Annotated in this window: 22 protein-coding genes and 2 tRNA genes; 7 read left to right on the plus strand and 17 right to left on the minus strand. The window is 34.4% G+C overall.

Annotated elements, in window-relative coordinates:
- Nucleotides 1–6 precede the first annotated feature (6 nt).
- From BN3326_RS20125 to BN3326_RS20145, 5 genes are all read right to left on the minus strand, one after another.
- A complete protein-coding gene (locus BN3326_RS20125) occupies nt 7–1,653 on the minus strand; it encodes a DUF2075 domain-containing protein (RefSeq protein ID WP_070001038.1) in 1,647 nt (548 codons plus the stop codon).
- A gap of 50 nt (nt 1,654–1,703) precedes the next feature.
- Nucleotides 1,704–2,018 carry a nucleotide pyrophosphohydrolase gene (locus BN3326_RS20130; RefSeq protein ID WP_070001039.1) on the minus strand — a complete coding sequence of 105 codons (315 nt, stop codon included), beginning with the start codon at nt 2,016–2,018 and terminating at the stop codon, nt 1,704–1,706.
- Nucleotides 2,019–2,441: 423 nt separating this feature from the next.
- Nucleotides 2,442–3,563, minus strand: coding sequence for a glycoside hydrolase family 88/105 protein (locus BN3326_RS20135; RefSeq protein ID WP_070001040.1), 1,122 nt, complete (start codon nt 3,561–3,563; stop codon nt 2,442–2,444).
- 38 nt (nt 3,564–3,601) lie between these two features.
- Entirely contained in the window at nt 3,602–5,038 is a 1,437-nt protein-coding gene (locus BN3326_RS20140) for a UxaA family hydrolase (protein WP_070001041.1), read from the minus strand.
- 2 nt (nt 5,039–5,040) lie between these two features.
- Nucleotides 5,041–6,507 (minus strand): tagaturonate reductase, encoded by a 1,467-nt coding sequence (locus BN3326_RS20145; RefSeq protein ID WP_070001042.1) that lies wholly within the window; start codon nt 6,505–6,507, stop codon nt 5,041–5,043.
- A gap of 176 nt (nt 6,508–6,683) precedes the next feature.
- Between BN3326_RS20145 and BN3326_RS20150 the strand changes: the two genes are divergently transcribed.
- Together BN3326_RS20150 and uxaC are read left to right on the plus strand one after the other, a co-directional pair.
- Nucleotides 6,684–7,679 (plus strand): LacI family DNA-binding transcriptional regulator, encoded by a 996-nt coding sequence (locus BN3326_RS20150; RefSeq protein ID WP_070001043.1) that lies wholly within the window; start codon nt 6,684–6,686, stop codon nt 7,677–7,679.
- A 12-nt stretch (nt 7,680–7,691) separates the two neighbouring features.
- Nucleotides 7,692–9,098, plus strand: coding sequence for a glucuronate isomerase (gene uxaC, locus BN3326_RS20155; RefSeq protein ID WP_070001044.1), 1,407 nt, complete (start codon nt 7,692–7,694; stop codon nt 9,096–9,098).
- A 32-nt stretch (nt 9,099–9,130) separates the two neighbouring features.
- Here the strand turns inward: uxaC and BN3326_RS20160 are convergent, their stop codons facing one another.
- Nucleotides 9,131–9,943: a sugar phosphate isomerase/epimerase family protein gene (locus BN3326_RS20160; RefSeq protein ID WP_070001045.1), complete on the minus strand. Its 813-nt coding sequence runs from the start codon at nt 9,941–9,943 to the stop codon at nt 9,131–9,133.
- Nucleotides 9,944–10,149: 206 nt separating this feature from the next.
- Between BN3326_RS20160 and BN3326_RS20165 the strand changes: the two genes are divergently transcribed.
- Entirely contained in the window at nt 10,150–10,659 is a 510-nt protein-coding gene (locus BN3326_RS20165) for a hypothetical protein (RefSeq protein WP_070001046.1), read from the plus strand.
- 87 nt (nt 10,660–10,746) lie between these two features.
- Here BN3326_RS20165 and phoU read toward each other — a convergent pair whose 3' ends face one another.
- From phoU to BN3326_RS20190, 5 genes are all read right to left on the minus strand, one after another.
- Entirely contained in the window at nt 10,747–11,421 is a 675-nt protein-coding gene (gene phoU / locus BN3326_RS20170) for a phosphate signaling complex protein PhoU (RefSeq protein ID WP_070001047.1), read from the minus strand.
- A 16-nt stretch (nt 11,422–11,437) separates the two neighbouring features.
- Entirely contained in the window at nt 11,438–12,187 is a 750-nt protein-coding gene (gene pstB, locus BN3326_RS20175; protein ID WP_070001048.1) for a phosphate ABC transporter ATP-binding protein PstB, read from the minus strand.
- A gap of 15 nt (nt 12,188–12,202) precedes the next feature.
- Nucleotides 12,203–12,997, minus strand: a complete 795-nt coding sequence (pstA, locus tag BN3326_RS20180; protein ID WP_070001049.1) for a phosphate ABC transporter permease PstA — start codon at nt 12,995–12,997, stop codon at nt 12,203–12,205.
- Nucleotides 12,981–13,850: a phosphate ABC transporter permease subunit PstC gene (pstC, locus tag BN3326_RS20185; protein ID WP_070001050.1), complete on the minus strand. Its 870-nt coding sequence runs from the start codon at nt 13,848–13,850 to the stop codon at nt 12,981–12,983. The genes pstA and pstC overlap by 17 nt, the downstream gene beginning before the upstream one ends.
- Nucleotides 13,851–13,924: 74 nt before the next feature.
- Nucleotides 13,925–14,818, minus strand: coding sequence for a phosphate ABC transporter substrate-binding protein (locus tag BN3326_RS20190; RefSeq protein ID WP_070001051.1), 894 nt, complete (start codon nt 14,816–14,818; stop codon nt 13,925–13,927).
- 267 nt (nt 14,819–15,085) lie between these two features.
- On the opposite strand from BN3326_RS20190, the gene BN3326_RS20195 reads away from it, so the two are divergent.
- Nucleotides 15,086–16,264 carry a THUMP domain-containing class I SAM-dependent RNA methyltransferase gene (locus BN3326_RS20195; RefSeq protein ID WP_070001052.1) on the plus strand — a complete coding sequence of 393 codons (1,179 nt, stop codon included), beginning with the start codon at nt 15,086–15,088 and terminating at the stop codon, nt 16,262–16,264.
- A 52-nt stretch (nt 16,265–16,316) separates the two neighbouring features.
- Here the strand turns inward: BN3326_RS20195 and BN3326_RS20200 are convergent, their stop codons facing one another.
- Both BN3326_RS20200 and BN3326_RS20205 read right to left on the minus strand, forming a co-directional pair.
- Nucleotides 16,317–17,702 carry a HAMP domain-containing sensor histidine kinase gene (locus BN3326_RS20200; protein ID WP_070001053.1) on the minus strand — a complete coding sequence of 462 codons (1,386 nt, stop codon included), beginning with the start codon at nt 17,700–17,702 and terminating at the stop codon, nt 16,317–16,319.
- A 3-nt stretch (nt 17,703–17,705) separates the two neighbouring features.
- The gene (locus tag BN3326_RS20205) at nt 17,706–18,413 is read right to left on the minus strand and encodes a response regulator transcription factor (RefSeq protein WP_070001054.1); all 708 of its coding nucleotides are present in this window, start codon (nt 18,411–18,413) and stop codon (nt 17,706–17,708) included.
- Between the two features lie 338 nt (nt 18,414–18,751).
- Between BN3326_RS20205 and BN3326_RS20210 the strand changes: the two genes are divergently transcribed.
- The 3 genes from BN3326_RS20210 (at nt 18,752) to BN3326_RS20220 (ending at nt 20,794) form a co-directional block, all read left to right on the plus strand.
- The gene (locus BN3326_RS20210) at nt 18,752–19,186 is read left to right on the plus strand and encodes a hypothetical protein (protein ID WP_070001055.1); all 435 of its coding nucleotides are present in this window, start codon (nt 18,752–18,754) and stop codon (nt 19,184–19,186) included.
- Nucleotides 19,187–19,289: 103 nt separating this feature from the next.
- Nucleotides 19,290–20,216, plus strand: a complete 927-nt coding sequence (locus BN3326_RS20215) for a tRNA modification radical SAM protein MnmL/YtqA (RefSeq protein WP_070001056.1) — start codon at nt 19,290–19,292, stop codon at nt 20,214–20,216.
- Nucleotides 20,217–20,269: 53 nt separating this feature from the next.
- The gene (locus BN3326_RS20220) at nt 20,270–20,794 is read left to right on the plus strand and encodes a DUF4364 family protein (RefSeq protein ID WP_070001057.1); all 525 of its coding nucleotides are present in this window, start codon (nt 20,270–20,272) and stop codon (nt 20,792–20,794) included.
- A gap of 82 nt (nt 20,795–20,876) precedes the next feature.
- Here BN3326_RS20220 and BN3326_RS20225 read toward each other — a convergent pair.
- The 4 genes from BN3326_RS20225 to yihA form a co-directional block, all read right to left on the minus strand.
- Nucleotides 20,877–20,951, minus strand: a tRNA-Pro gene (locus BN3326_RS20225).
- Nucleotides 20,952–20,957: 6 nt separating this feature from the next.
- Nucleotides 20,958–21,029 (minus strand) — tRNA-Gly (locus tag BN3326_RS20230).
- 121 nt (nt 21,030–21,150) lie between these two features.
- Nucleotides 21,151–21,636, minus strand: coding sequence for a hypothetical protein (locus BN3326_RS20235; RefSeq protein WP_070001058.1), 486 nt, complete (start codon nt 21,634–21,636; stop codon nt 21,151–21,153).
- A 35-nt stretch (nt 21,637–21,671) separates the two neighbouring features.
- Nucleotides 21,672–22,265 (minus strand): ribosome biogenesis GTP-binding protein YihA/YsxC, encoded by a 594-nt coding sequence (gene yihA, locus BN3326_RS20240; RefSeq protein WP_070001059.1) that lies wholly within the window; start codon nt 22,263–22,265, stop codon nt 21,672–21,674.
- Nucleotides 22,266–22,276 lie beyond the last annotated feature (11 nt).

A 22,276-nucleotide genomic window follows, 5' to 3' on the forward strand; every position in this document is an offset into this window, starting at 1 on the left:
AATTAACTATACCTCATAATGATCTGTATCTTCAGAAACATACGCTATCCGCTGCTCTTCAGCAAGATAATTAATATCTTTACTCCTATAAACAGGAGTAAATCGCTTAAAGTATTCTCTCAAAGCATCATCACAAATATACATATAAGTCCCTCTTATTCCTCTTGTTAAAAGTGTCTTATATATATTTAAGATATATGCTTTCAAAATCTCTACATTATCTACTGTTTGTTTGCCGTATTTATCAAAGTATTTTTCAGCATAAATCTCTACTTGACCATTTCGATAAGCTATCTCATCACCAATAATAACTCCGACATAATTTAAGTCATACCCTTGAATGGTATGTATACACCCAATCTCTTCTAAAGCCTTACTTGAGTTTACCCAGTCTTTGTTAGTAGAATTCCAACGATAGCTTTGTCCTTGAATTTTAATATCATAAGCATTCTTATCCTTTTTAGATTCCCATGGCCAAGCGTAACCTGCTACCATTCTACAAAGTCCATATTTTAATTGTTTTATTTTGACCTGATTTTCCATTTCTACAATACTCTCAAAAAGATAGAACTCATATTTATCAAATCTTTTAACTTCTACCTGTTGTCTGTGTAATATATTATGAATGTATTCGATATAGTCTTCTCCACCTAATACACGCATTTGAGATTTGATAGAGTATTTTAGGGCATTTAGTTTGTCTATTTTGTGAGACAATATATCAGAAGGTCTAACAGACTGATTAGGGTCATAGCAAAGCACTATATGTTTAGATGCTTGCCTTATCCAATCTAACTGATCTCCTTCTTTAATATCTAGACCTAAACTTCTATTCATTTTATCAAACTGTCCCATATTACTAATGTTTACTCGGCGATTGAGACGATGTGCCTCATCTACTATCAATACATCATATTTTTCTTTGGTAACCTCAAAAGGACTTAGTATCATACTACTCTTGAGCCCTTTAACAGATTTAAAGACTTTTTTTAAGGTACCTCTTAGAGAAGTCATTGGAACAACTAAGCCTATGTTAAGATGCTTTGTCTGTTCACATTCAGTAAGATATTTGACAAGATAAACAGCTACTATAGTCTTTCCGGTTCCTGGTTCCCCTTGTATAATATGTTTACTCTCAGTTTCCTCAATAATACTCTCTTTTATTGCCTCTACAACTGCTAACTGTTCACTGTTTAAAGCCTTATATGGTGAGTACTTAAATAAGTCACTGTTTCTAAGTTCAAAAATGCCTTTAACTACTACATTTTTTCTTCTCAGCTGTTCCCAAATTTTCTCAAACTTTGCTTGGTAAAATTCCCTGTCATAGTAGTTATGGTTTGTTAAGCCTACATTGCTATTTTGCAGTTTATACTTATTATCCGCAGCCATATATTGGATAAGCATCGACTCAATATCGAGCGCTACAGATTTATTAAAATCATTATCGCTGATAATATGGATTTGATCTAAGTTTTTTCTTTCTTCCACCTTATAGTGTTGTTGACTACGCTTATAGGCATTAATAGTCTCACCCACATAAGCCTCTTTTTGCCCTTCTAAGACATAGACTACTGGCCAGTTCTTGCCATACTTATAGCATCCAATTTTTTCGAAATCGTCTCTATGATACTCAAAAGTTTTGATTAATCCCACTTTTACCCCTCCATACCCTATTTGAAAGCTTATCCAATTTTATAGGATCTTTAAAGCTCTGTATATTTTTTGCTGTTCCCTTTAGCTTTCTCTACGGGGTATTTCTTCGCATTCTTTTCCATCTTCTTTAATATAATATCTTCTAAATTTACACCTATTGCATCTGCCATATGTATGCAGTAAACAAAGACATCAGCTAACTCTTCTGCTGTGGCTTCTTTATCATAGGTATTATTCCATTGGAACTGTTCAAGTAATTCTCCAGCTTCTATACTAATAGACTTTGCAAGATTTTCTGGTGTGTGAAACTGTCCCCAATCTCGTTCCTCTCTAAATCGACGAACTACTTCTAGTACCTTTTCCATTTCTGTTTTCCTCGCTTTCAAAATTTATTCTTTAGATTAATAAACAATAATAGCAACAATGTACAATTCTAATTTAATTTTATGCGTTAATTAAAAAAAATTCAACTAATTCTACTCTAATCAACCTTTATCTCCTTTACCTTACCTACACTCCCGTTCTCTAGCACGCTGATCTTCCTTTTGGACAACAAGAACGACTGCTCCTATATCTTATAGTGCCTTGGACAGTTGATATAGTACCAGCTTAAAATATAAGATTCAAATTTGAAAGGTGATTTATTCAAATAGCTTTTAGGTCAGGAATACTGTTTGAGCAGCACTCATCCCCTGGGATGAGTCGCGATTTTGCGGACGTTATCCAACTACTTCAAGTATAACATACAAAAAAGGACGAACAGCAATCGCTGTCCGTCCCAACATATTTTAATATTCTCTAATAAGCTCTGTATAAGCAAGTAACAAAGGTGCTATTCCTTTAGCTTCATTTTCAACAACTGGCTCAGAAATATAGTATTCATAACTGCCATCTCTTTTTTCTTTGCCACCAAGTCCTGCTACTAAGCAAATGCCACCTAAGTGCATCTCGCCATTTTTTTCATAAAGGTACTTCTTACAGATCCCCTCAAAAGCTTTATCGCCATAAGCTTTATATTTTTCTTCCAAATAACCGAGTCTTACGCCTTTTAGAATGGCATAAGCCATAATGGCACTGCCGCTGGTTTCTAAATAGTTGCCTGCTCTATCTCCTTGGTCAATGACTTGATACCACATACCCGAATCATCTTGATATTTAAGAAGTGCATCAACTACATCTTTGAAAATGGCCATCAACTTCACATAAGCCTCAGATTTTTTGTCGTCCATTTTTTCAAGTGTATCTATGAGGGCCATGACATACCACCCCATAGCTCTTAACCAGAAGTTTTGAGAAAGACCCGTTTCTTTGTCACACCAGAAAATGTCTCTTGAAGAATCATACCCATGATAATAAAGTCCTGTTTTTTGGTCCTTCATCAGCTTTTCTACATTAATAAACTGACTATAGATATCTTCACAATTAGCCTTATTGTTAAATTTTATTTCATACTCCATGTAAAAAGGCTGCGCCATATAAAGTCCATCAAGCCATATTTGATAAGGATAAATCTTCTTATGCCAGAAGTTGCCTTCTTGAGTTCGAGGCTGCTTTTTTATTTGCTCATATACTGTATCAATGGCCTTGCGATACTTTTCTTTACCTGTTAACTCATAAAGCTCAAAAAGTGTTTTGCCAGCATTTACATTGTCAATATTAAACTCTTCTACTTCATAATCTTTAATCGTGCCGTCTTCTTGTACGAAGTAATCTATAAAGTTATCTGCAAAGCTCAGATACTTTTCATTTTTAGTAATAGCATACATCTCTAGGATCGCTTTAATCATACAACCATCAATATAATTCCACTTTGTTTTTTCACCACTTCTTACTTTTTCTATATTCCAAATTGGATATTCTGGCGTACTTTTTTCTAATAGCTCTTCGATATAGCGTTCAAGCATTTCCATACTCAATTCTCCTTGCCCTGTCTTTATAGTACATCAAATTAAAGAGTGACCCCATCTTTGAAAATGGCAATATCTCTAATGTCATTTTGCTCTGTCTTGGTCTGTATTTCTCCTGATGCGAGTTTTATGAGATAGTCGTAGAATTCATCTGCCACATCTTTCATATCCATACCTTCAACTAATCTTCCTGCATTAAAGTCAATCCAATTTGATTTTCTTTCATAAAGATCAGTATTGGTAGAGATCTTAACAGTTGGCACTGGACATCCAAACGGTGTACCTCTTCCTGTTGTAAATAATACAATATGTGCTCCTGAAGTCGCGAGGGCTGTTGCCGCAACGAGATCATTTCCTGGTGATTGTAGAAGATTAAGCCCTTGTACTTTAGTCATTTCGCCATATTTAAGGACACTTACAACCGGTGCAGTCCCGCCTTTTTGTGTACAGCCAAGGGATTTATCTTCAAGTGTAGAAATGCCTCCTTTTTTATTACCTGGAGAAGGATTTTCATATATTTCTTGATTATATCTTATGAAGTAGTTTTTAAAATCATTAATCAGTTCTACCGTTTGGTCAAATACTTCTTTTGTAGTACAGCGGTCCATAAGAAGGGTTTCTGCACCAAACATCTCAGGTACCTCTGTTAAAATAGTACTGCCCCCCTCACTGATGAGTCTGTCTGAGAAAACACCTACTAAAGGATTTGCTGTAATACCTGATAATCCATCAGAACCACCGCATTTTAGCCCCACAATAAGTTCTGAGGTCGGTATATCTTCTCTTTCAAAGGTACTCGCATAGTCTGCTAATTCTTTGATTTTTTCGAGTGACACGCTTACTTCATCTTTTTCATCCTGACAAATAACAAACTTCACTCTGTTTTCATCATACGCTCCAAGCATTTGTTTAAACTGCTCGATTGTATTATTTTCACAGCCAAGTCCCATAACTAATACCCCTGCCGCATTAGGATGCTTGGCAAGTCCAGTAAGTACTTTTTGTGTATTAAGGTGATCATCTCCAAGCTGAGAGCAGCCATAAGGATGTGCAAAATAACTAATCGCATCCACTTTATGGCTTACATATTGCTGTGCTTCTTTTTGCACCATTTTAGCAATATCATTCACACACCCCACTGTTGGTAAGATCCATATTTCGTTTCTTATCCCAGCCTTGCCATCTGGCCGTCTGTAACCTTTAAAGGTTCCTGGTTCTTTACTTTCAAGGGCCTTGAAGCTTGGTTTATAGTTATACTCCAAGATGTCTCCAAGTCCTGTTTTTAAGTTGTGGGTATGCACCCATTCATCAGCTTTAATATCCTCAGTGGCATAGCCGATTGGATTACCATATTTAATGATGGGTTCTCCTTTTTTAATATCCGTAATAGCTCTTTTGTGTCCGGCAGGAATGCCATTTGTTTCTTTAAGAGCTACCATTACATTATCTTCAGGGTTAATTTTAATAAAATCCAACATCTTTATGCCTCCTCACTTAGACTTAAAAGAGCATTTCTCATTCCATTCTTATAGATGTTTTCTAAATAATGACTTACTGTACTTACGAAGCCTTCATACTCTGCAAGATTTTCTCCCCAGAAAGCTTCATTTGAAGCAAACTTATTCACAAAAGTCTTCACATCTTCTGAACTATAATTTTGTGCAAAGAATTCTAAGATATTTTTATCGTCCATAATCTTGTAACTTTCTTCGCCTCTTTTACCAACAAGTGCTTCTCCTTGTAAATCACTTGAAGAATAAAATGCCATAAGTGCTGCAAAAGAAAATGTCATATATTGAGGCAGTTTACCTATTTGCTCAATACTGTCTTTGAAGCTCGGCATAATTCTTGCTTTCCATTTTGAAACAGAATTTAGTGAAATAGCAAGTACGCTATGATCAATGAATGGATTTTCAAAACGTTCTATGACTGCATCTTTAAAAGCAATAACTTCATCCCGCGGAAGTGCTACAGTCGGGATAATTTCTCCTAAAAGGTTTTCCATATAACTTCTGATGAGTGTGTCTGCCATACAGTCTCTAACAATATCTTGCCCTGCAAGGTAAGCTGCAAGTACTGTCCCTGTATGTGCACCATTTAAAATACGTACTTTACGATCTCTATAAGGTTTTAGATTATCTGTAAATACAACATCCATCCCAGTTTGATCCATTGGGAACTTATCACGAATATCTTTTTCACTTTCTATAACCCAAAGACCAAAAGGTTCTCCAACATCTAATAAGTCATCTCTGTATCCTAAAGTTTCAAACATTTTATCTGCTGTTTCTCTAGGATAACCTGTTACAATTCTATCTACTAAAGTATTGCAAAATGTATTATGGCTTAGAACCCAAGCTTTAAAGTCTTCTCCTAAATGCCAAAGCTCAATATATTTAATAATACATTCTTTTAACTTAGTGCCGTTGTGTTCAATAAGCTCCACGGGTAAAATAATGAGCCCTTTTGCTGGGTCGCCCTTAAAATGTGTAAATCTATCATATAAAAATTTAGTAAGTTTACCTGGATATGTCCCTGGTGGAGTAAGTTCGAATGCATCTTTCGCATCATAAGTAATACCAGCTTCTGTTGTATTAGAAACAACAACCTCCAAAGTATCAAGTGCTGCAAGTTTTGCATATACTTCATATTCATTATATGCGTCAATAGTTTGACCTATAGAAGTAATCACCCTGTTTTCATCAACAATCGTGCCATTTTGTTTCCCTCTTAACGAAAGTGTATATAAATTATCTTGTGCTTTAAAAAAATCTAGATTACCAAATCCAATAGGTTTAATAACAGCCACATTGCCATTATAAACACCTTTCTCATTAGCCCTATCAATAATATCCAGGATAAACCCTCTTAAAAAATTGCCCTCTCCATATTGCATGACACGAATTGGTCTCTCTACTTTACTTACTAAATCATTTATCTTTTTCATATTTCACCCTCCGTTATTGTAAGTGCTTACATATTTTTATTTTAATTATTTTTCACTTAAAAGTCAATAATATATTGATTTTTTTGTAGGTGTTTTAAAATGACATTGACTTATTATAAACGGGAATTTATAATATTTATTGAAAGAGCTTACACTATAAAAAGGGATGAGATAATATGAACATTTATGACATAGCCGAAAAGGCCGGTGTTTCTATCGCTACTGTGTCTAGAGTTTTAAACGGTAGTCCTAATGTAAGGCCTAAAACTAAACAGAAGGTTTTAGATATTATGGAAAAGTCAGATTATACGCCTAATATATTTGCCCGTGGTTTAGGTCTTAATTCGATTAAAATGATTGGCGTCCTTTGTACAGATGTTGCAGATATTTATTATGCCAAAGCTGTTTCAATTATTGAAAATGTTTTAAGACAAAATGAATTTGATGCCCTGCTTTGCTGTACGGGAGACGACCTTAATAATAAAAAGAAATATCTTGACTTACTCCTTGCTAAGCGCGTAGATGGGGTTATTTTAATCGGTTCCCCTTTTAAGGAAAAGTTCGATAATTCTCACATTGAACAAGTAGCAAAAAAAGTTCCAGTATTTATCATTAATGGATTTCTTCCTTTTGACAATACTTATTGTATAACCTGTGATGAATTAGAGGCTATGCGTCAAAATGTATCCTCACTCCTTTTAAAAGGCCACAAAGACATTTTATATCTTTATGATGTAGATACTTATAGTGGCTCTCAAAAGCTTGAAGGCTACAAACGCGCTTTCGATGATAATAAGCTCGCGGATAATCCTAGATTGATTGTTAAAGTGCCGCAGGATCTATCTGTTGTTACTGAAACAGTCAAAAATCTTATGCAGGAATGCCCGTCTATTTCTGCAGTTGTTGCCTCAGAAGATATTTTGGCAATAGGTGCTATGAAAGCGATCACCCAGATTGGTCATCGAATTCCTGAAGATATCCCTGTTATAGGTTTTAATAACTCTTTACTCTGTGAATGTGCTTCTCCTACCCTAACTAGTGTTGACAATAGGGTTGATATTTTATGCACAACCGCTATTAATCTCTTAATAGATGTTTTTGCAGGGAAAAGCGTTGCAAATAAAATGACTATCTCCTCTAAACTTATAGAGCGAGAGTCTTTCAAATTATAAGGAGGCTTAACTATGAAAAATTTTATGTGTGATGATTTCTTATTATCGAATGAAACATCTAAAGTGCTTTATCACAACTATGCAGCAAAAATGCCTATTATTGATTACCACTGTCATATCAATCCTAAAGAAATTGCTGATAATCACCGCTTTAATAACATTACTGATGTTTGGCTTGGCGGTGACCATTACAAATGGCGTGCTATCCGTTCAAATGGGGTAGATGAGAACTTCATTACAGGTAATGCAGCTCCAAGAGAAAAATTTCAGAAGTGGGCCGAAACACTTTCTAAAGCTATCGGCAACCCACTTTATCACTGGACACATCTTGAATTAAAAAAATACTTTGATTATAAAGGTACTTTAAATGCGAATACCGCAGAAGAAGTATGGAACCTCTGTAATGAAAAACTACAAACAGAGACAATGAGTGTACGTGGTATTATCGATCAATCTGATGTAAAACTTTTATGTACTACTGATGATCCTGTAGACAGTTTAGAACATCACGTTGCTATTAAAAATGATCCTACATGCAAAGTCAAGGTTTTACCAGCTTGGCGCCCTGATAAAGCTGTTAATATTGACAAAGCTGGCTTTACGGCTTATATTGATACACTGGCACAAGTAAGTGATACAGCTATTACTTCTCTTAAGGATCTTTTTGCAGCACTTATTAAGAGATTAGATCATTTTGATTCTCTTGGCTGCAAGGCTTCTGACCATGGCCTTGATTACGTGCCTTATAATCCAGCATCAGAAGAAGAAGTAAATCAGATTTTTGCTAAAGCCCTAAAAGGTGAGAGTCTTTCATTTGATGAAGCTGAGAAATACAAAACTGCTTTACTGGTATTCTTTGGCAAAGAATATGCTAAACGCAACTGGGTAATGCAGCTTCATTACGGTACAATTAGAAATACGAATACAGCTATGTTTAATAAACTTGGCCCTGATACAGGTTTCGACTGTATTAATACTCAGAGTTGTGCAAATGGTATTGTAGGCTTCCTCAATGCCTTAAATCAAGAAAGTCTTCTTCCAAAAACAGTGCTTTACTCTCTTAATCCAGCAGATAATGAAATGCTCGGCACAATTCTTGGCTGTTTCCAAGGACCTGAAACTGCTGGTAAAATCCAACACGGCTCTGCTTGGTGGTTCAACGATACAAAAACAGGTATGCAAAAACAACTAACAGACCTTGCAAATCTTTCTTTGCTTGGTAACTTCATTGGTATGCTAACTGATTCTAGAAGCTTCTTATCTTACACAAGACACGAATATTTCAGACGTATCTTATGCAACCTTGTTGGTACTTGGGTTGAAAACGGAGAATATCCAAATGATATCGAAGCGCTTGGTCAATTAGTTCAAGATATTTCTTATAATAATACAGTGCGTTTCTTTGGTTTTGAAGTTTAATCTCAAAAAAAATAGTCTAAGCCTTTATCGGCCTAGACTATTTTTTGTTTTAAAAAAGCAACATCTCTATAAGCTGTTTGTGGATCCGCATTTTCTCGTAAGACACTGACATGTGATTTATGTGTATTGAACCAGTTAAATAAAAATTGATAATCTACGAGTCCATCTTCTAATAAAACATGTTTAAATGCATTATTTTCTATAATGACATTTTTAACATGTATTGCTTCTATTTCGGCTCCAAACGCTTCAAAGCATTCTTTCCAAAGTCCCTCTTGATTTTTACTGTTTTCAAAGGTGAGTAAATTAACAGGATCAAATATAATTTTCAAATGATTGCTTTTTACTCTTTGGAGCAATTTATAAGTTAACTCCGGCGTATTGAGAGTATGCACACTTACTGGTTCTATGCCAACTATAGCATCTATCTCTTCTGCCTTTTCTACCATTCTCTGCACACTGTCTACTAAAGCCTCAAAAGCTTTGGGTCTTTCACTCTCATCAGTCGTAAAATGAGTGGTTTCAGTTCCTACAAGCAGCGCATCAATTGTTTTGCTGTATTCTAAAGCTTTTAAAAATCTACTCACTTGCCCCATCCTTGCTTCTTTATCCAATAACGCCGGTTCAATATAGCATCCAAAAACCGATAACTCAATATCACTTTTTTTAAACACTTCGTGAATTTTTTTTAAAAGTTCCGGCGTAATTTGATCAAAAGTATCAATGCCACTTATTGCTTTAGGAATAGCTAACTGAACTGCCTCAAATCCTACTTCTTTTATTTTAGTTACAAGTCCTTCTGGGGTATTTTTACCATAATCATGAGCTCTTACTCCTATACGCATTTTAATACTCCTTTTCTATCGTTCATGTTTTTCCAACCTTTCTATAGTCTTATTCTAACATAATGTTTCCATTCTGGGCACATCTACTCCTGTTTTTTATAAAGATACAGCTAATTATTATTTATATTTACTTTTTAGTTAGTACATACTTCTTTAAAAAACGGTTATTTTAATTATATAAATTTTTAAATAATCCGAGGTGTTTCATGAATACTATCGCAAAACCTAGGTCCTTAACATGTATTATTTTATCAGTCATCATTGTATTTTCTTGTGTTTCATTAAGTGCTTCAGCTCCAGATATTATCCCTCCTTCTCCAACTAAACATCAACAAACTATGGAACAATTTCTTGGTGATATAAGATCAATTCATGCACAGCTATTTGATATCGCGCAATTTTCTTTAGAAGATCCAGGACTGACCCTAGATGAACTCGCAAATGCTATCGCATTTATTAATTATGATATTGAACGCTTATACAATGACACTACAGAGTACTTAAAGCTCTTTCCAAGTATTAGTGTAGAAAATACTCAAGTTCTGCTTGCTATTACTGCCCTAAATTTTATTAAAAACGAGTTATATTATTTAAGCTTAGTAATACCTGCAATTAGTGATATAGAAAGATTACAAATTCTCAATCAATATTTTAGAGCTAGATTATCTGCTGTAGACACACTTGAGCTGTTAGAAGAAGATTTAGCTAACTATTAACTTGGATTCAAAAAAACTTAGCTGATATGACTAGAAAAAGACCTGTGAGAAATCTTTAAATTTCTCGCAGGTCTTTAGGTTCTTAAATTATTCTATTGGTTTATGAATAGCATACTCACCTGTACTGCTATAGATAATCCATTCTGCAATATTTGTGATATGATCTCCTATTCTTTCTAAGTACTTTATAATCATGATATAATGTACCCCGTTTTGTATAAAATCCTTATTCGCGATCATTTCTTCCGTTATTTCTTCCCATATTTTAATAAAAATCGAATCAATCTTATCATCTTCCTTATAGGTTTCTTTCACTACCTCTATGTCTTTAGAGATAAAAGCGTTTAATACTTCTTGCAGCATAGCTTTTGCTCCAAAAGCCATTTTTTCAATATGCCTTTTATAGTTAATCTCTCTGCTCCAAGTCCCATCATTTAAACGAATATTATACTTACAAATATCGCAACATTGATCAGCTATTCTTTCTAGGTCAGTAACAATTTTTACAACCGATATCACAAATCTAAGATCTCCTGCCACCGGCTGTTGATGTGCTATTAAAAGTGCGCATTCCTTTTCAATTTCAAGCTGCATAGCATCAATCACATCATCTTGTTCAATAATGCTTCTTGCCAGATCATTATCATTATTAATAATAGCCTGTATTGTTTTATCAATAAATTCTTCTGTACGCTGACCCATTTCCATAATATTTTTATTTAATTTTTTGAGTTTGTCTTCATATACTTTTCTTGGTGTCATATCCCCTTCTCCTTTCTCATCCAAACCTGCCTGTTATATAATCTTCTGTCTTTTTGTTCTTTGGTAAATTAAATATTGTTTGTGTCGTATCTACTTCTATTACTTCTCCCAGCAAGAAAAAAGCAGTGCGATCTGATATTCTGGCAGCTTGCTGCATATTGTGTGTAACAATAACAATGGTATACTGCTTTTTAAGTTCGCTAATGAGATCTTCTATTTTAGAAGTAGAAATAGGATCAAGTGCTGAGGTTGGTTCATCCATCAAAAGTACTTCGGGGCGCATTGCTATAGATCTTGCAATACATATCCTTTGTTGCTGTCCCCCAGATACGCTGATTGCATTTTTTCTAAGCTTATCTTTTACTTCCTCCCAAATAGCTGCTTTTTTAAGACTATCTTCCACTATTTCATCAAGCTCTGACTTCTTTTTAACCCCTTGCATTCTAGGCCCATAGGCAATATTATCATAAATGCTCATAGGAAAAGGGTTAGGCTTTTGAAATACCATACCTACTTTTTTTCTAAGCTCTATTGTATCCATTTCAAATATTTCTTGTCCTTTATAAGTAATAGATCCGGTAACCTTTGGACTTTCTGCTAAATCACTCATTCTATTCATAATTCTAAGCAATGTAGATTTGCCGCAGCCTGATGGTCCTATAAAAGCTAACACTTCGTTTTCTTCTACATCTAGATTAATATTTCTAAGCGCCTCAAAATCACCGTAGCAAAATGAGAGGTCCTTAATACTAATTATTTTATTCATAATGTCTCCCCCTTATTATTTTCCTTTGCTCCTATTAAGTCTGCCTCCTATGAAATAAGTAAATAAGTTAAGGAGTAATATAATGAGCAGTAAAACTAGTGCTGTACCATATGCGTCAGCAAACGAAATACCTTCTTTAGCAAGTAAATATAAATGTACTGACAGCGTCCTTCCTGATTCTAGAGGGCTGCTCGGCAATCTATACATTGTACCTGCTGTAAGGTAAATAGCCGCTGTTTCACCGACTATTCTACCTGTACCAAGTACGATCCCTGTAAGTATGCCAGGCAAGGCACTTGGGAGTACTACTTTTGAAATAGTAGCAAATTTAGAAGCGCCTAAAGCAAGTGAACCTTCTCTATAAGCCACTGGAACTGTCTTTAATGCTTCTTCTGTTGTTTTGACAAGCGTGGGCAGTACCATCATAGCTATCGTAAGTGCCCCTGATAATATAGAAAAGCCTAGTTTGAGTCTTGTTAAAAAGAACATCATACCAAAAAGTCCAAACAAAATAGAGGGTACAGCGGCTAAGCTTTCTGTTGCAAAACGAATACCTCTTACAAACCTTCCGCCCCTTGCATATTCATTAAGATAAATAGCTGCCCCTATTCCTATAGGCGCTGCTATCCCCAGTCCTATTATAACCATATAGATGGTAGATATTATAGGGGGCACTAATTTGATTAAATCTATATTGTTATAGCCTTTTATAAAGATATACCCTAAAATCCATAGGAGCATACCGATTGTAATTAAAGATATACTAACAAGTATCGTAAAGGTTATCTTATCCTTATAATTTACCCGCATTGCCACTTCTCCTTTCTGCATTTTTTATAAACTGAGTCAGAAAGAAGTTTATAAGCATAATGAGCGCAAACAGAATCATTCCTGTTGCAAAAAGTGCCTGTTGATGTACGCCTGATGCATATCCCATTTCAATAGCAATATTGGCTGTAAGCGTTCTGACTGGATCAACCAGACTCTTAGGAATAATAGCTGCATTCCCTGATACTAATATAACAGCCATTGTCTCACCAAGCGCCCTGCCTATTCCTAGCACAATCCCTGCCATAATGCCTGATCTGGCAGCTCCTAACTGTACTCTTAGAATATATTGAAACTTAGAAGCTCCTAGCCCTAGAGCGCCTTCCTTATACTCTCTCGGAACTGCTCTTAAGCTGACTTCTGTCATTCTTATAATTGTTGGTAAAATCATAATGGCTAATATAATAATAGCTGCTAAAAGACTGCTGCCTGCACCTTTTCCTCCCCAGAACTTATTAATAATAGGGACAATCACCATAAGTCCCCAAAACCCATAAATAACTGAAGGGATCCCTGCCAGTAGGTCAATGGCTATCGAAAAGAGTTTGGCTATTTTAAGAGGTAATATCTCAACTAAAACAATAGCTGTACTGACTCCAACAATAACCCCTACAACCGTAGCCCCTAGGGTACCATATATGCTCGTAATCAGCATGGGAAAAATCCCAAACAGCTCACCTGAGGGATTCCATTTTTTTCCTAATAAGAAACTACTTATATTTGTATGACTGAAAAAGGGGAGACCCCCAATTACAATGTAGGCTCCCATAAATGCTATGACAATAATCATTATTGCTGCGCATAACCAAAATACATATTTCATTAATTTATCCATCGCTATATCATCTGCCTCAATTAATATTTAGTTTCTCTATCTCTCTGTTTTCTAGATTTCCCTATCTCTATTCATTAGTTTTTAACAGGTATATATTTTTCTGCCATAACTTTTTGTCCTTCGTTGCCTAGGATAAAATCGATAACTGCTTGTGCTTCTTTTTTAACATCTGGTTTTGTGATAAGAATAAGTGGTCTTGAAATCGTATATTTTGATGCTTTAATATTTTCAACAGTAGGTTCTACACCGTCAACACTTACTGGTTTTACTGTGTCGTCTAAAAAGCCTTCTGAAACAAATCCGATTGCTGCTTCTTTAGTCGCGACCGATGCCATCACAGCACCTGTTCCTTCTGCAACAACTGCTGTTTCTACTACTGTAGACGCTTTATTTTCATCTATTAGCTTTAAGATTTCTTCAAAAGCGCCTCTTGTTCCTGAACCTGCTTCTCTTACAACAACAACGATATCTTGATCATTACCGCCTACTTCTTTCCAGTTAGTAATGGTCCCTTCAAAGATATCTTTAACCTGTGCTTTGGTAAGGTCAGATACTCCGTTTGATGGATGAACTACAACTGCAATACCGTCATACGCAATAACAGTTTCAACTATTCCAGCTTTCTCTTCTTCTTTTAATTCACGAGAACTCATCCCGATATCTGCTGTGCCATCTATTGCTGCTTTTATACCTGCTGATGAACCTACGCCTTGTATTTCTACATTATCAGTATTACCAAGTTCTTTGTATTTTGCTGCTAGTTGTTCCATAGGTTCCGCTACTGTTGTAGAGCCTACGATAGATATTTTAACACTGCCTTTTTTAGTCTCTTCTGGTTTTGTTTCTGCTGTCTGAGTTGTATTAGACTGTGGTGCTTCGGTCTTCGTGTTATCTTGAGATGTACATCCTGCAAATACCATTGTACCAAGTGCTAATGCCGCTATACATGAAAATAATCTTTTTTTCATTTCTAATATCCTCCTTGATAATTAACTTCTAAAGCAATTATCCCTCAATTTATTTTTTCTTTTTATCTACTTTACACCCCTATACTAGCTTTTCTTTATTCAGATTATATTGGCTAAATGTTAAATCCATGTTAAATATGCTAATGCCCAAAATGCATCAAGTCTTCTTGTTACGTATGTATGAATAGAAAAACCCTATAGACTATACATATTCTGCGGACTATAGTAAACTAATATTAATAAGCATGTAACTACGAGGAGATTGATATGAAAACATTTGAAATTATTGCCACTTCTACTTTTGGGTTAGAATCTATTGTCCGCAAAGAAGTAGAAGATCTAGGATATGAAGTTAACTCTGTTTCAGACGGTAAGGTAACTTACACTGGAGATACTGAAGCTGTAGTACTTTCTAATTTATGGCTTCGCAGTGCTGATAGAGTACTTATTAAGATGGGTGAATTTAAAGCAACATCTTTCGAAGAGCTTTTTAATGAAGTCAATAGCCTACCCTGGGAAGCTTGGATTACACAAGATGCTAAGTTTACAGTAAACGGTAAATCCATTAAATCTGCACTTTTTAGTATTTCAGACTGCCAGGCTATCGTCAAAAAATCTATTGTTAAAAGACTTCAGCAGCATTATGACATAGAGTGGTTCCAAGAAACTGGTCCTTCTTATACTGTACAAGTCTCTCTATTAAAAGATATTGCTACCTTGACCATTGATACAACTGGCGAAGTGGGCCTTCACAAAAGAGGTTACCGCAAAAGCACTGTCGAAGCACCTATCAAAGAAACTTTAGCCGCAGCCCTTCTTCAAATCAGTTACTGGAAAAAAGGACGTATCCTCTATGATCCTTGTTGTGGATCTGGCACCTTTGCAATAGAAGCTGCGATGATTGCTAAAAATATCGCCCCTGGTCTTAAGCGAGAATTTGCGTCTTCTCATTGGGAACAAATCCCCAAGACATTATGGGAAGCACTTCGTCAAGAAGCAATAGAAAGTATAGATCAAAAAGGAAACCCTATTATTTATGCTTCTGATATTGATAGAAATGCTATATTAAGTGCAAGAGACAATGCCATAGCTGCCGGAGTAGATGAATACGTTCAATTCTTCGCTAAACCGCTTCATAAAACGTCACTCCCTCATGGTGATTATGGTGTAGTCATATGTAATCCACCTTATGGTGAACGACTAAGTGATTTAACGAAGATTCAAAAGCTGCATAAGGATATAAGAGCTTTAATGAACTCTAATCCTACATGGTCTTTATATACGGTTACCTCTGTAGAAACATTTGAAAAAGATTATGGTAAAAAAGCTGACAAAAAACGTAAACTTTATAATGGTAATTTACAAGTTAACTACTACCAATATTTTGGTCCAAAACCGCCTAAGGGAGGCGAAAATTTTAAGGCTATACCCCAAGCATCTCTTTGATGTTTGAGGTATAGCCTTATACCTTTGTATAGACTTAAAATTTTTATTTACTCTAAAACGTAAGTGTAAAGATTGTCCCTTCTCCTTCTTCACTTTCTACTTGGATCTGGGCACCATATAACTGTACGATATGTTTAACAATAGATAACCCGAGCCCCGTTCCTCCACTTTTTCTTGATCTGCCTTTATCAACTCTATAAAACCTTTCAAATATGTGTTCTATACTCTCTTTAGCCATACCAATACCTGTATCTCTTACACGAATTACATTTTTATTATTTTTTATTTCAGTTGTAATAATCACACAGCCATGATCTGTATATTTTATTGCATTACTAACGAGATTCAGCATCACTTGCTCAATATGATCAGTACTGGTATTTTCAAGGACTATCTCGTCAATATCATTAAAAATAAGCTCAATATTCTTTTTATGAGCCTCTTCTTTTAAAATCTCCATAACTTGCATGATAACTTGATTTACCTTTGCTATGCCATAATTTTGTTTTTCCATATTTTCGATTTCAGATAATAATAGTATATCCTGAATTAATCTATAAAGCCTCTTAGCTTCTATATCAATAATGTTTAGAAATCTTAATGCAACATTTTTATCTTCTATTGCACCTTCTTTAAGGGTTTCTACAAATCCCTGTATACTTGTAAGCGGTGTTTTAATCTCATGTGAGACATTACTTACAAATTGGTATTTCATCTCTTCTAAATTTTTTAGTTTTGTAATGTCCCTTAACACAATCAAGTATTCATAAACATTGTGTGTTTCTTCAACTGGCACAATAGTTGTATAAACAATTTTATCCCCTAATGTTAATTCTGCAGCCCCATATTTAAACTTATTTAGCGCATCATCAATAAGCTTTCTAAATTGATTACCTCTTATAAGCGTTACAATATGATTCTTATAGGATTTTTCTGCCTTTAAGTTTAGCATCTGGCCTGCTAGGCCATTAAACTCTGTAATTTGTCCTTCTTTATCTATGACTATAATACCCTCGTCTAGAGATGCAAGAACTGACTCCACTTTGGTTTTCTGATGTCTTAATTTTCTTATTGTACCATTAAGCTCTTCACCCATATTATCAAAAGCACTGGCTAATAGCTGTAATTCTTCTATTTCATAATTTCTAAGCTTATGAGTATAGTTTCCTTTGGCAAACAATTTAGCATCTTTTGTAAGCTGCTCAATCGGTGAAGCTATTTTATGAATAACTTTTAATAAAATTAAATATAATAGTATGCTTCCAACAAATAAAATACCTATAAGTCTATAAAATAGTGATGAATAAGAAGCATATTCTAAACCATAAGAACTATTATTTTTTAAGATTTCATTAAAAAGGAGCAGACTTTCACCTATGATAATAAGTCCTATAATCCATAGCATTAACATAACCGGCAAAATGATTTTATTTTTCATCAGTTACTCCTTTATAAATTTATAGCCTACTCCCCTGACTGTCTCAATATAATCTCCAATCTGATGAGCATCCAATTTCGATCTTAGATATCTAATGTGTACATCTACTGTGCGTGTCTCTCCATAATAATCATATCCCCATACTTTATCCAAAATAACTTCTCTTGTTAAAACACGCCCTTTATTAAGCATGAGAAGCTTAAGAATCTCAAATTCTTTAAAGGTAAGTTCTATTTGCTCATTATGATAGGTAATTAAATGACTCTCAATATCAAGCTCCAGTCCTTTGATTAGTATTTTATGGTTTGATACTTCTGCTTCTTTTTGATGATTTCTCTCATTTCTTCTAACAGATGCTTTGACTCTTGCAACAACTTCTCTTACACTAAATGGTTTTGTAATATAATCATCAGCTCCAAGTTCAAGCCCTAACACTTTATCGATTTCTTCTGATTTTGCTGTAATTAAAAGTATAGGAGTGTCTTTTATATGAGGCGTTCTTCTAAACTTTTCTAATGCACTTATGCCGTCAATCCCTGGCAGCATAACATCTAATAGAATAGTATCAATTTTACCTTCATCAATAGTACTCATGGCCTCTTCTACACTTGTAAATGCCGATACTTTAAAACCACTTCCTTCTAGATTATATTTAATAAGTTCTAAGATATGTTCTTCATCGTCTATTACAACGATATGCTTTTTTTCCATTTGCTGCTCCCTCCACTATATCTTGATCAATCTAAATTAGAATTTATGCCTTGTTTAATTGTGTAATTTTATCATACCCCTACGTAAAACTCAATATTGTTTTTATTTTTACAATTTAATGATATTCTGATTTCCTTTTAATAATGTACCGAGATGCTCTAAAGAAAAAATAATAACTTTACAAAAATTTATAAATTATAAGTGAAATATTTGTAAACCTCAGTAAACACGCTTTTTACTCCTAAAGTAATATTTACATACACTTTTTTAATTTGGTGTGGATATAATAAGCTGTATACAGAGATATATTTTTATTTTTTAAAAAGGGGGATTTTTTAATGTCAACTTTGCTTACAAAACAACAACTAGAAAATCATCTGCTTCAATTTAGGCACGTCTTAAGTAGTTTTGATTATTCTTCTATCCAAAATATTAGATTTTTAAATTTGGAATCTTTTTTTGTTTATATGGATAACGTTGAAAACAATCCATTTAAACAACAATATGACGAACTCCAAAAAATATTAGATGCTATACAACCTTATCTTCCTTTTGTTTCCTCTAAACGCGCTAAAGACTTTTTAAACGCACTTGGATCAAGCTCGGATGATGAAGAAGTAGATACAATTAAAAGAAACTATACCGAAAAATTACGTCAGGATTTCATTAATCTTGCCCGAACGATTACTATAGAAGACGAGTGGCAGCGTATTATAGATATATGTGAAGAGATTCGGCTACGTAAAGAAGAGATGCTCCTTGCACTTCACTAATTTATATAAGATAATATAGATATAGATGTGAAATCTATATCTATATTATCTTATTATTTTATATAAAATATTACATAGTTATTTTACTGCGAGGACTTAACTCATGATAAAAAATAAACCTTATTATAGCCTTAATAACTTTTTAAGAGAAAAACACGGTGAAAAAGTCATCAAACTTTCTATTGATGCCGGCTTTACTTGTCCAAACCGAGATGGTTCTCTTTCTTCCGAAGGCTGTGTTTTTTGCAGTGAAAAAGGAAGTGGTGACTTTATTCCGTCTCATGCTGGATCTATTACCTCACAACTTCATGCATCTATTGGTATACTTTCAAAGAAATGGTCTAACAGCCATAAATACATTGCTTATTTTCAATCCTACTCTAATACCTACGCCCCTCTTGCTTTATTGAAGGCCCGTTATGAAGAAGCCCTTAGTTTTCCTGATGTAGTAGGTATCGCTATAGCTACAAGACCTGATTGTTTAAATGATGAAATAATTGATTATCTCGAAGAACTCCATCACCGGACACATCTTTGGATTGAGCTCGGTCTTCAGAGTGCTAATCCAGCAACTGCGAAATGGATTAATAGAGGTTATTCCTTAGAATGTTTTGAACAAGCCATGTATAAGCTCTCATCAAAAAAAATCGAAACTGTTGTACATCTTATTATAGGATTTCCTTACGAAACACTAGAGGACATCTTATCAACTATCAAGTATATCAGTAGTTTTTCCTTACAAGGTATTAAGCTTCATATGCTTCATGTGCTCGATAACTCTCCTCTTGGAGAAATTTATCTTACACAGCCTTTTAACTTACTTTCTAAGACTGATTATATTTTTACCATTGGTGAAATACTAAAAATATTGCCTCCCACCTTTGTTGTTCATAGATTAACTGGAGATGGTGATGCAGACCACCTCATAGCTCCTTTATGGACTAAAAACAAAAAGCAGCTCTTAAATGAATTAAATCATTATTTTAAAATTAATGATATCTATCAGGGGAAATATTTAAACACATATTGAGTTTCGTTTGTTTTTAATATACAATATTAGTAAAAAGTGTGAGGAGGAGTTCTGTGATTAATAATCATGAAGATTTTACGATTAATAAACTCATCATACTTTATCTTTTATCTCAAGTTAAAATACCACTATCTCTTTCCCAAATGACCCAAATTATATTAGAAAGAGGCTATACTAACTATTTTTCCTTACAGCAGTATTTAAATGAGCTAGAAAAATCTTATTTTATTATGACTTCTAAACAAAATAATACTTCTTATTTTGAGATAACAGATAAAGGTGTTGAAACTTTGGATTTTTTCTCTTCTAGAATTCCTGATTTTATTAGAAAAGAACTAGACCTATTTATAGAGGCCAATTGGAGAAAATTAAGAAGCGAATTAGACATACACGCCGAATATACACCGAATAAATCTAACGAGTATATTGTAAATTGTAAAGTTACAGAAAATAATTCAAGTCTTATCGAACTTAGTGTAAGTGTTGGTTCAAAGAAACAAGCTATTGAACTGTGTAATAAATGGAAAACTAGTGCTTCTACACTTTATAGTGAAATTCTTCAGCTGCTTTCCAAATAAAAAAAGATGTCGCAATGATAACGACATCTTTTTTTATTTGGAAGACTTATATTCAGATCATCTTACAAATGAATTAAAAAAATCGGGGTGACAGGACTCGAACCTGCGGCCTCCTGAACCCAAATCAGGCGCTCTAGCCAAACTGAGCCACACCCCGATAACAAGCGCGAGACGGGACTCGAACCCGCGGCCCTCTCCTTGGCAAGGAGATGCTCTACCACTGAGCCACTCACGCACATCATCATCATAAACTAATTTGTTTCTTCCGACGAAAATTATAATATCATATTTTGATTTTTGTGTCAACATATATTACCCTAAAAATAAAATAATTCTTTAATAATAGCTATCTATTACTACCTATAGTCTTTAATTTTTTTTATTTGATCTTCTATTTTTTGCCTCAATTCATCTGCATATTGAAATTTAGGCTTAACCTCCCCCAGCTGAGTGAGCAGCAATGCATCTATACTGCTTTGCTGCAAAGTTGCTGGATGGTTCATATAATCTCGTATTGCAATCATTTTGCTTATTATTTGAGTATCTTCCACAAGCATTGTTTCTGATAGTGTATGTGCCTTAGAAGTTTTGGGAAGATCTGTTATATCTGTAGATTCTGTCTGCGTCAAAAACTCTCCCATTATTTTTAAAGTATTATAAACTTCTTCTGATACCTGTAATGTGCTTTCCCCAATAGGTGGTACGTTCATTTCATAACCACCTGCATCCTCTTCATCCGAAGTCGTATCAAGCATTATTTCTTCTATCTCTTCTATGCCTTCATCTAATATGGATAATTCTAGTTTATCATTTTTTAAACAATATAGATCTCTTTTAATCATATTCTCCCCCCTATTACCCCCGTAAACCTTTCGTTCTATATGTCAGTATTAATACCATTCTCTATAATTTCCCATAATTCATCTTTCCCTTGTTTTGTCTCTGCCGAAAATCCAATCAATACATCATCAGCTGATAATTCAAGTCCTTTTCTAATGATACTTAAATGTTTTTGAACTTGACTTCTTTTAATTTTATCTAACTTGGTCGCTACTACAATAACATTTTGATGATAATGAGAGATCCAATCATACATCATTTTATCATTAGCGCCTACTTCATGCCTTATATCCACTAACAGAATAACCTTTTTAAGCTGAATTCTTTCCTGCAAATAACTATCAATTAATTTACCCCATTTTTCTCTTTGTTCTTTAGAAACCTTTGCATAGCCATACCCTGGTAGGTCAACAAACATTACTGCGTCTTGAATGTTATAAAAATTTATTGTTTGTGTTTTTCCAGGTTGAGAGCTTGTTCTTGCCAGCGCTTTCCTATTTACAATGGCGTTAATAAGTGAAGACTTGCCGACATTAGACTTGCCGGCAAAAGCTATTTCAGGTAATTCATGCTCTGGAAATTGACTTTTGTTTCCTGCTGTTATAATCATTTCTGACTTAGTTACATTCATTGCTTTTCTCC

It is taken from the genome of Cellulosilyticum sp. I15G10I2 (assembly GCF_900095725.1).
GTDB lineage: Bacteria > Bacillota > Clostridia > Lachnospirales > Cellulosilyticaceae > FMMP01.

Coding starts and splice junctions, on each gene's coding strand:
- BN3326_RS20130 (WP_070001039.1), bottom strand. CDS start 2,018: ATGGAAAAGGTACTAGAAGTAGTTCGTCGATTTAGAGAGGAACGAGAT.
- BN3326_RS20135 (WP_070001040.1), bottom strand. CDS start 3,563: ATGGAAATGCTTGAACGCTATATCGAAGAGCTATTAGAAAAAAGTACG.
- BN3326_RS20140 (WP_070001041.1), bottom strand. CDS start 5,038: ATGTTGGATTTTATTAAAATTAACCCTGAAGATAATGTAATGGTAGCT.
- BN3326_RS20145 (WP_070001042.1), bottom strand. CDS start 6,507: ATGAAAAAGATAAATGATTTAGTAAGTAAAGTAGAGAGACCAATTCGT.
- BN3326_RS20150 (WP_070001043.1), top strand. CDS start 6,684: ATGAACATTTATGACATAGCCGAAAAGGCCGGTGTTTCTATCGCTACT.
- uxaC (WP_070001044.1), top strand. CDS start 7,692: ATGAAAAATTTTATGTGTGATGATTTCTTATTATCGAATGAAACATCT.
- BN3326_RS20160 (WP_070001045.1), bottom strand. CDS start 9,943: ATGCGTATAGGAGTAAGAGCTCATGATTATGGTAAAAATACCCCAGAA.
- BN3326_RS20165 (WP_070001046.1), top strand. CDS start 10,150: ATGAATACTATCGCAAAACCTAGGTCCTTAACATGTATTATTTTATCA.
- phoU (WP_070001047.1), bottom strand. CDS start 11,421: ATGACACCAAGAAAAGTATATGAAGACAAACTCAAAAAATTAAATAAA.
- pstB (WP_070001048.1), bottom strand. CDS start 12,187: ATGAATAAAATAATTAGTATTAAGGACCTCTCATTTTGCTACGGTGAT.
- pstA (WP_070001049.1), bottom strand. CDS start 12,997: ATGCGGGTAAATTATAAGGATAAGATAACCTTTACGATACTTGTTAGT.
- pstC (WP_070001050.1), bottom strand. CDS start 13,850: ATGGATAAATTAATGAAATATGTATTTTGGTTATGCGCAGCAATAATG.
- BN3326_RS20190 (WP_070001051.1), bottom strand. CDS start 14,818: ATGAAAAAAAGATTATTTTCATGTATAGCGGCATTAGCACTTGGTACA.
- BN3326_RS20195 (WP_070001052.1), top strand. CDS start 15,086: ATGAAAACATTTGAAATTATTGCCACTTCTACTTTTGGGTTAGAATCT.
- BN3326_RS20200 (WP_070001053.1), bottom strand. CDS start 17,702: ATGAAAAATAAAATCATTTTGCCGGTTATGTTAATGCTATGGATTATA.
- BN3326_RS20205 (WP_070001054.1), bottom strand. CDS start 18,413: ATGGAAAAAAAGCATATCGTTGTAATAGACGATGAAGAACATATCTTA.
- BN3326_RS20210 (WP_070001055.1), top strand. CDS start 18,752: ATGTCAACTTTGCTTACAAAACAACAACTAGAAAATCATCTGCTTCAA.
- BN3326_RS20215 (WP_070001056.1), top strand. CDS start 19,290: ATGATAAAAAATAAACCTTATTATAGCCTTAATAACTTTTTAAGAGAA.
- BN3326_RS20235 (WP_070001058.1), bottom strand. CDS start 21,636: ATGATTAAAAGAGATCTATATTGTTTAAAAAATGATAAACTAGAATTA.
- yihA (WP_070001059.1), bottom strand. CDS start 22,265: ATGAATGTAACTAAGTCAGAAATGATTATAACAGCAGGAAACAAAAGT.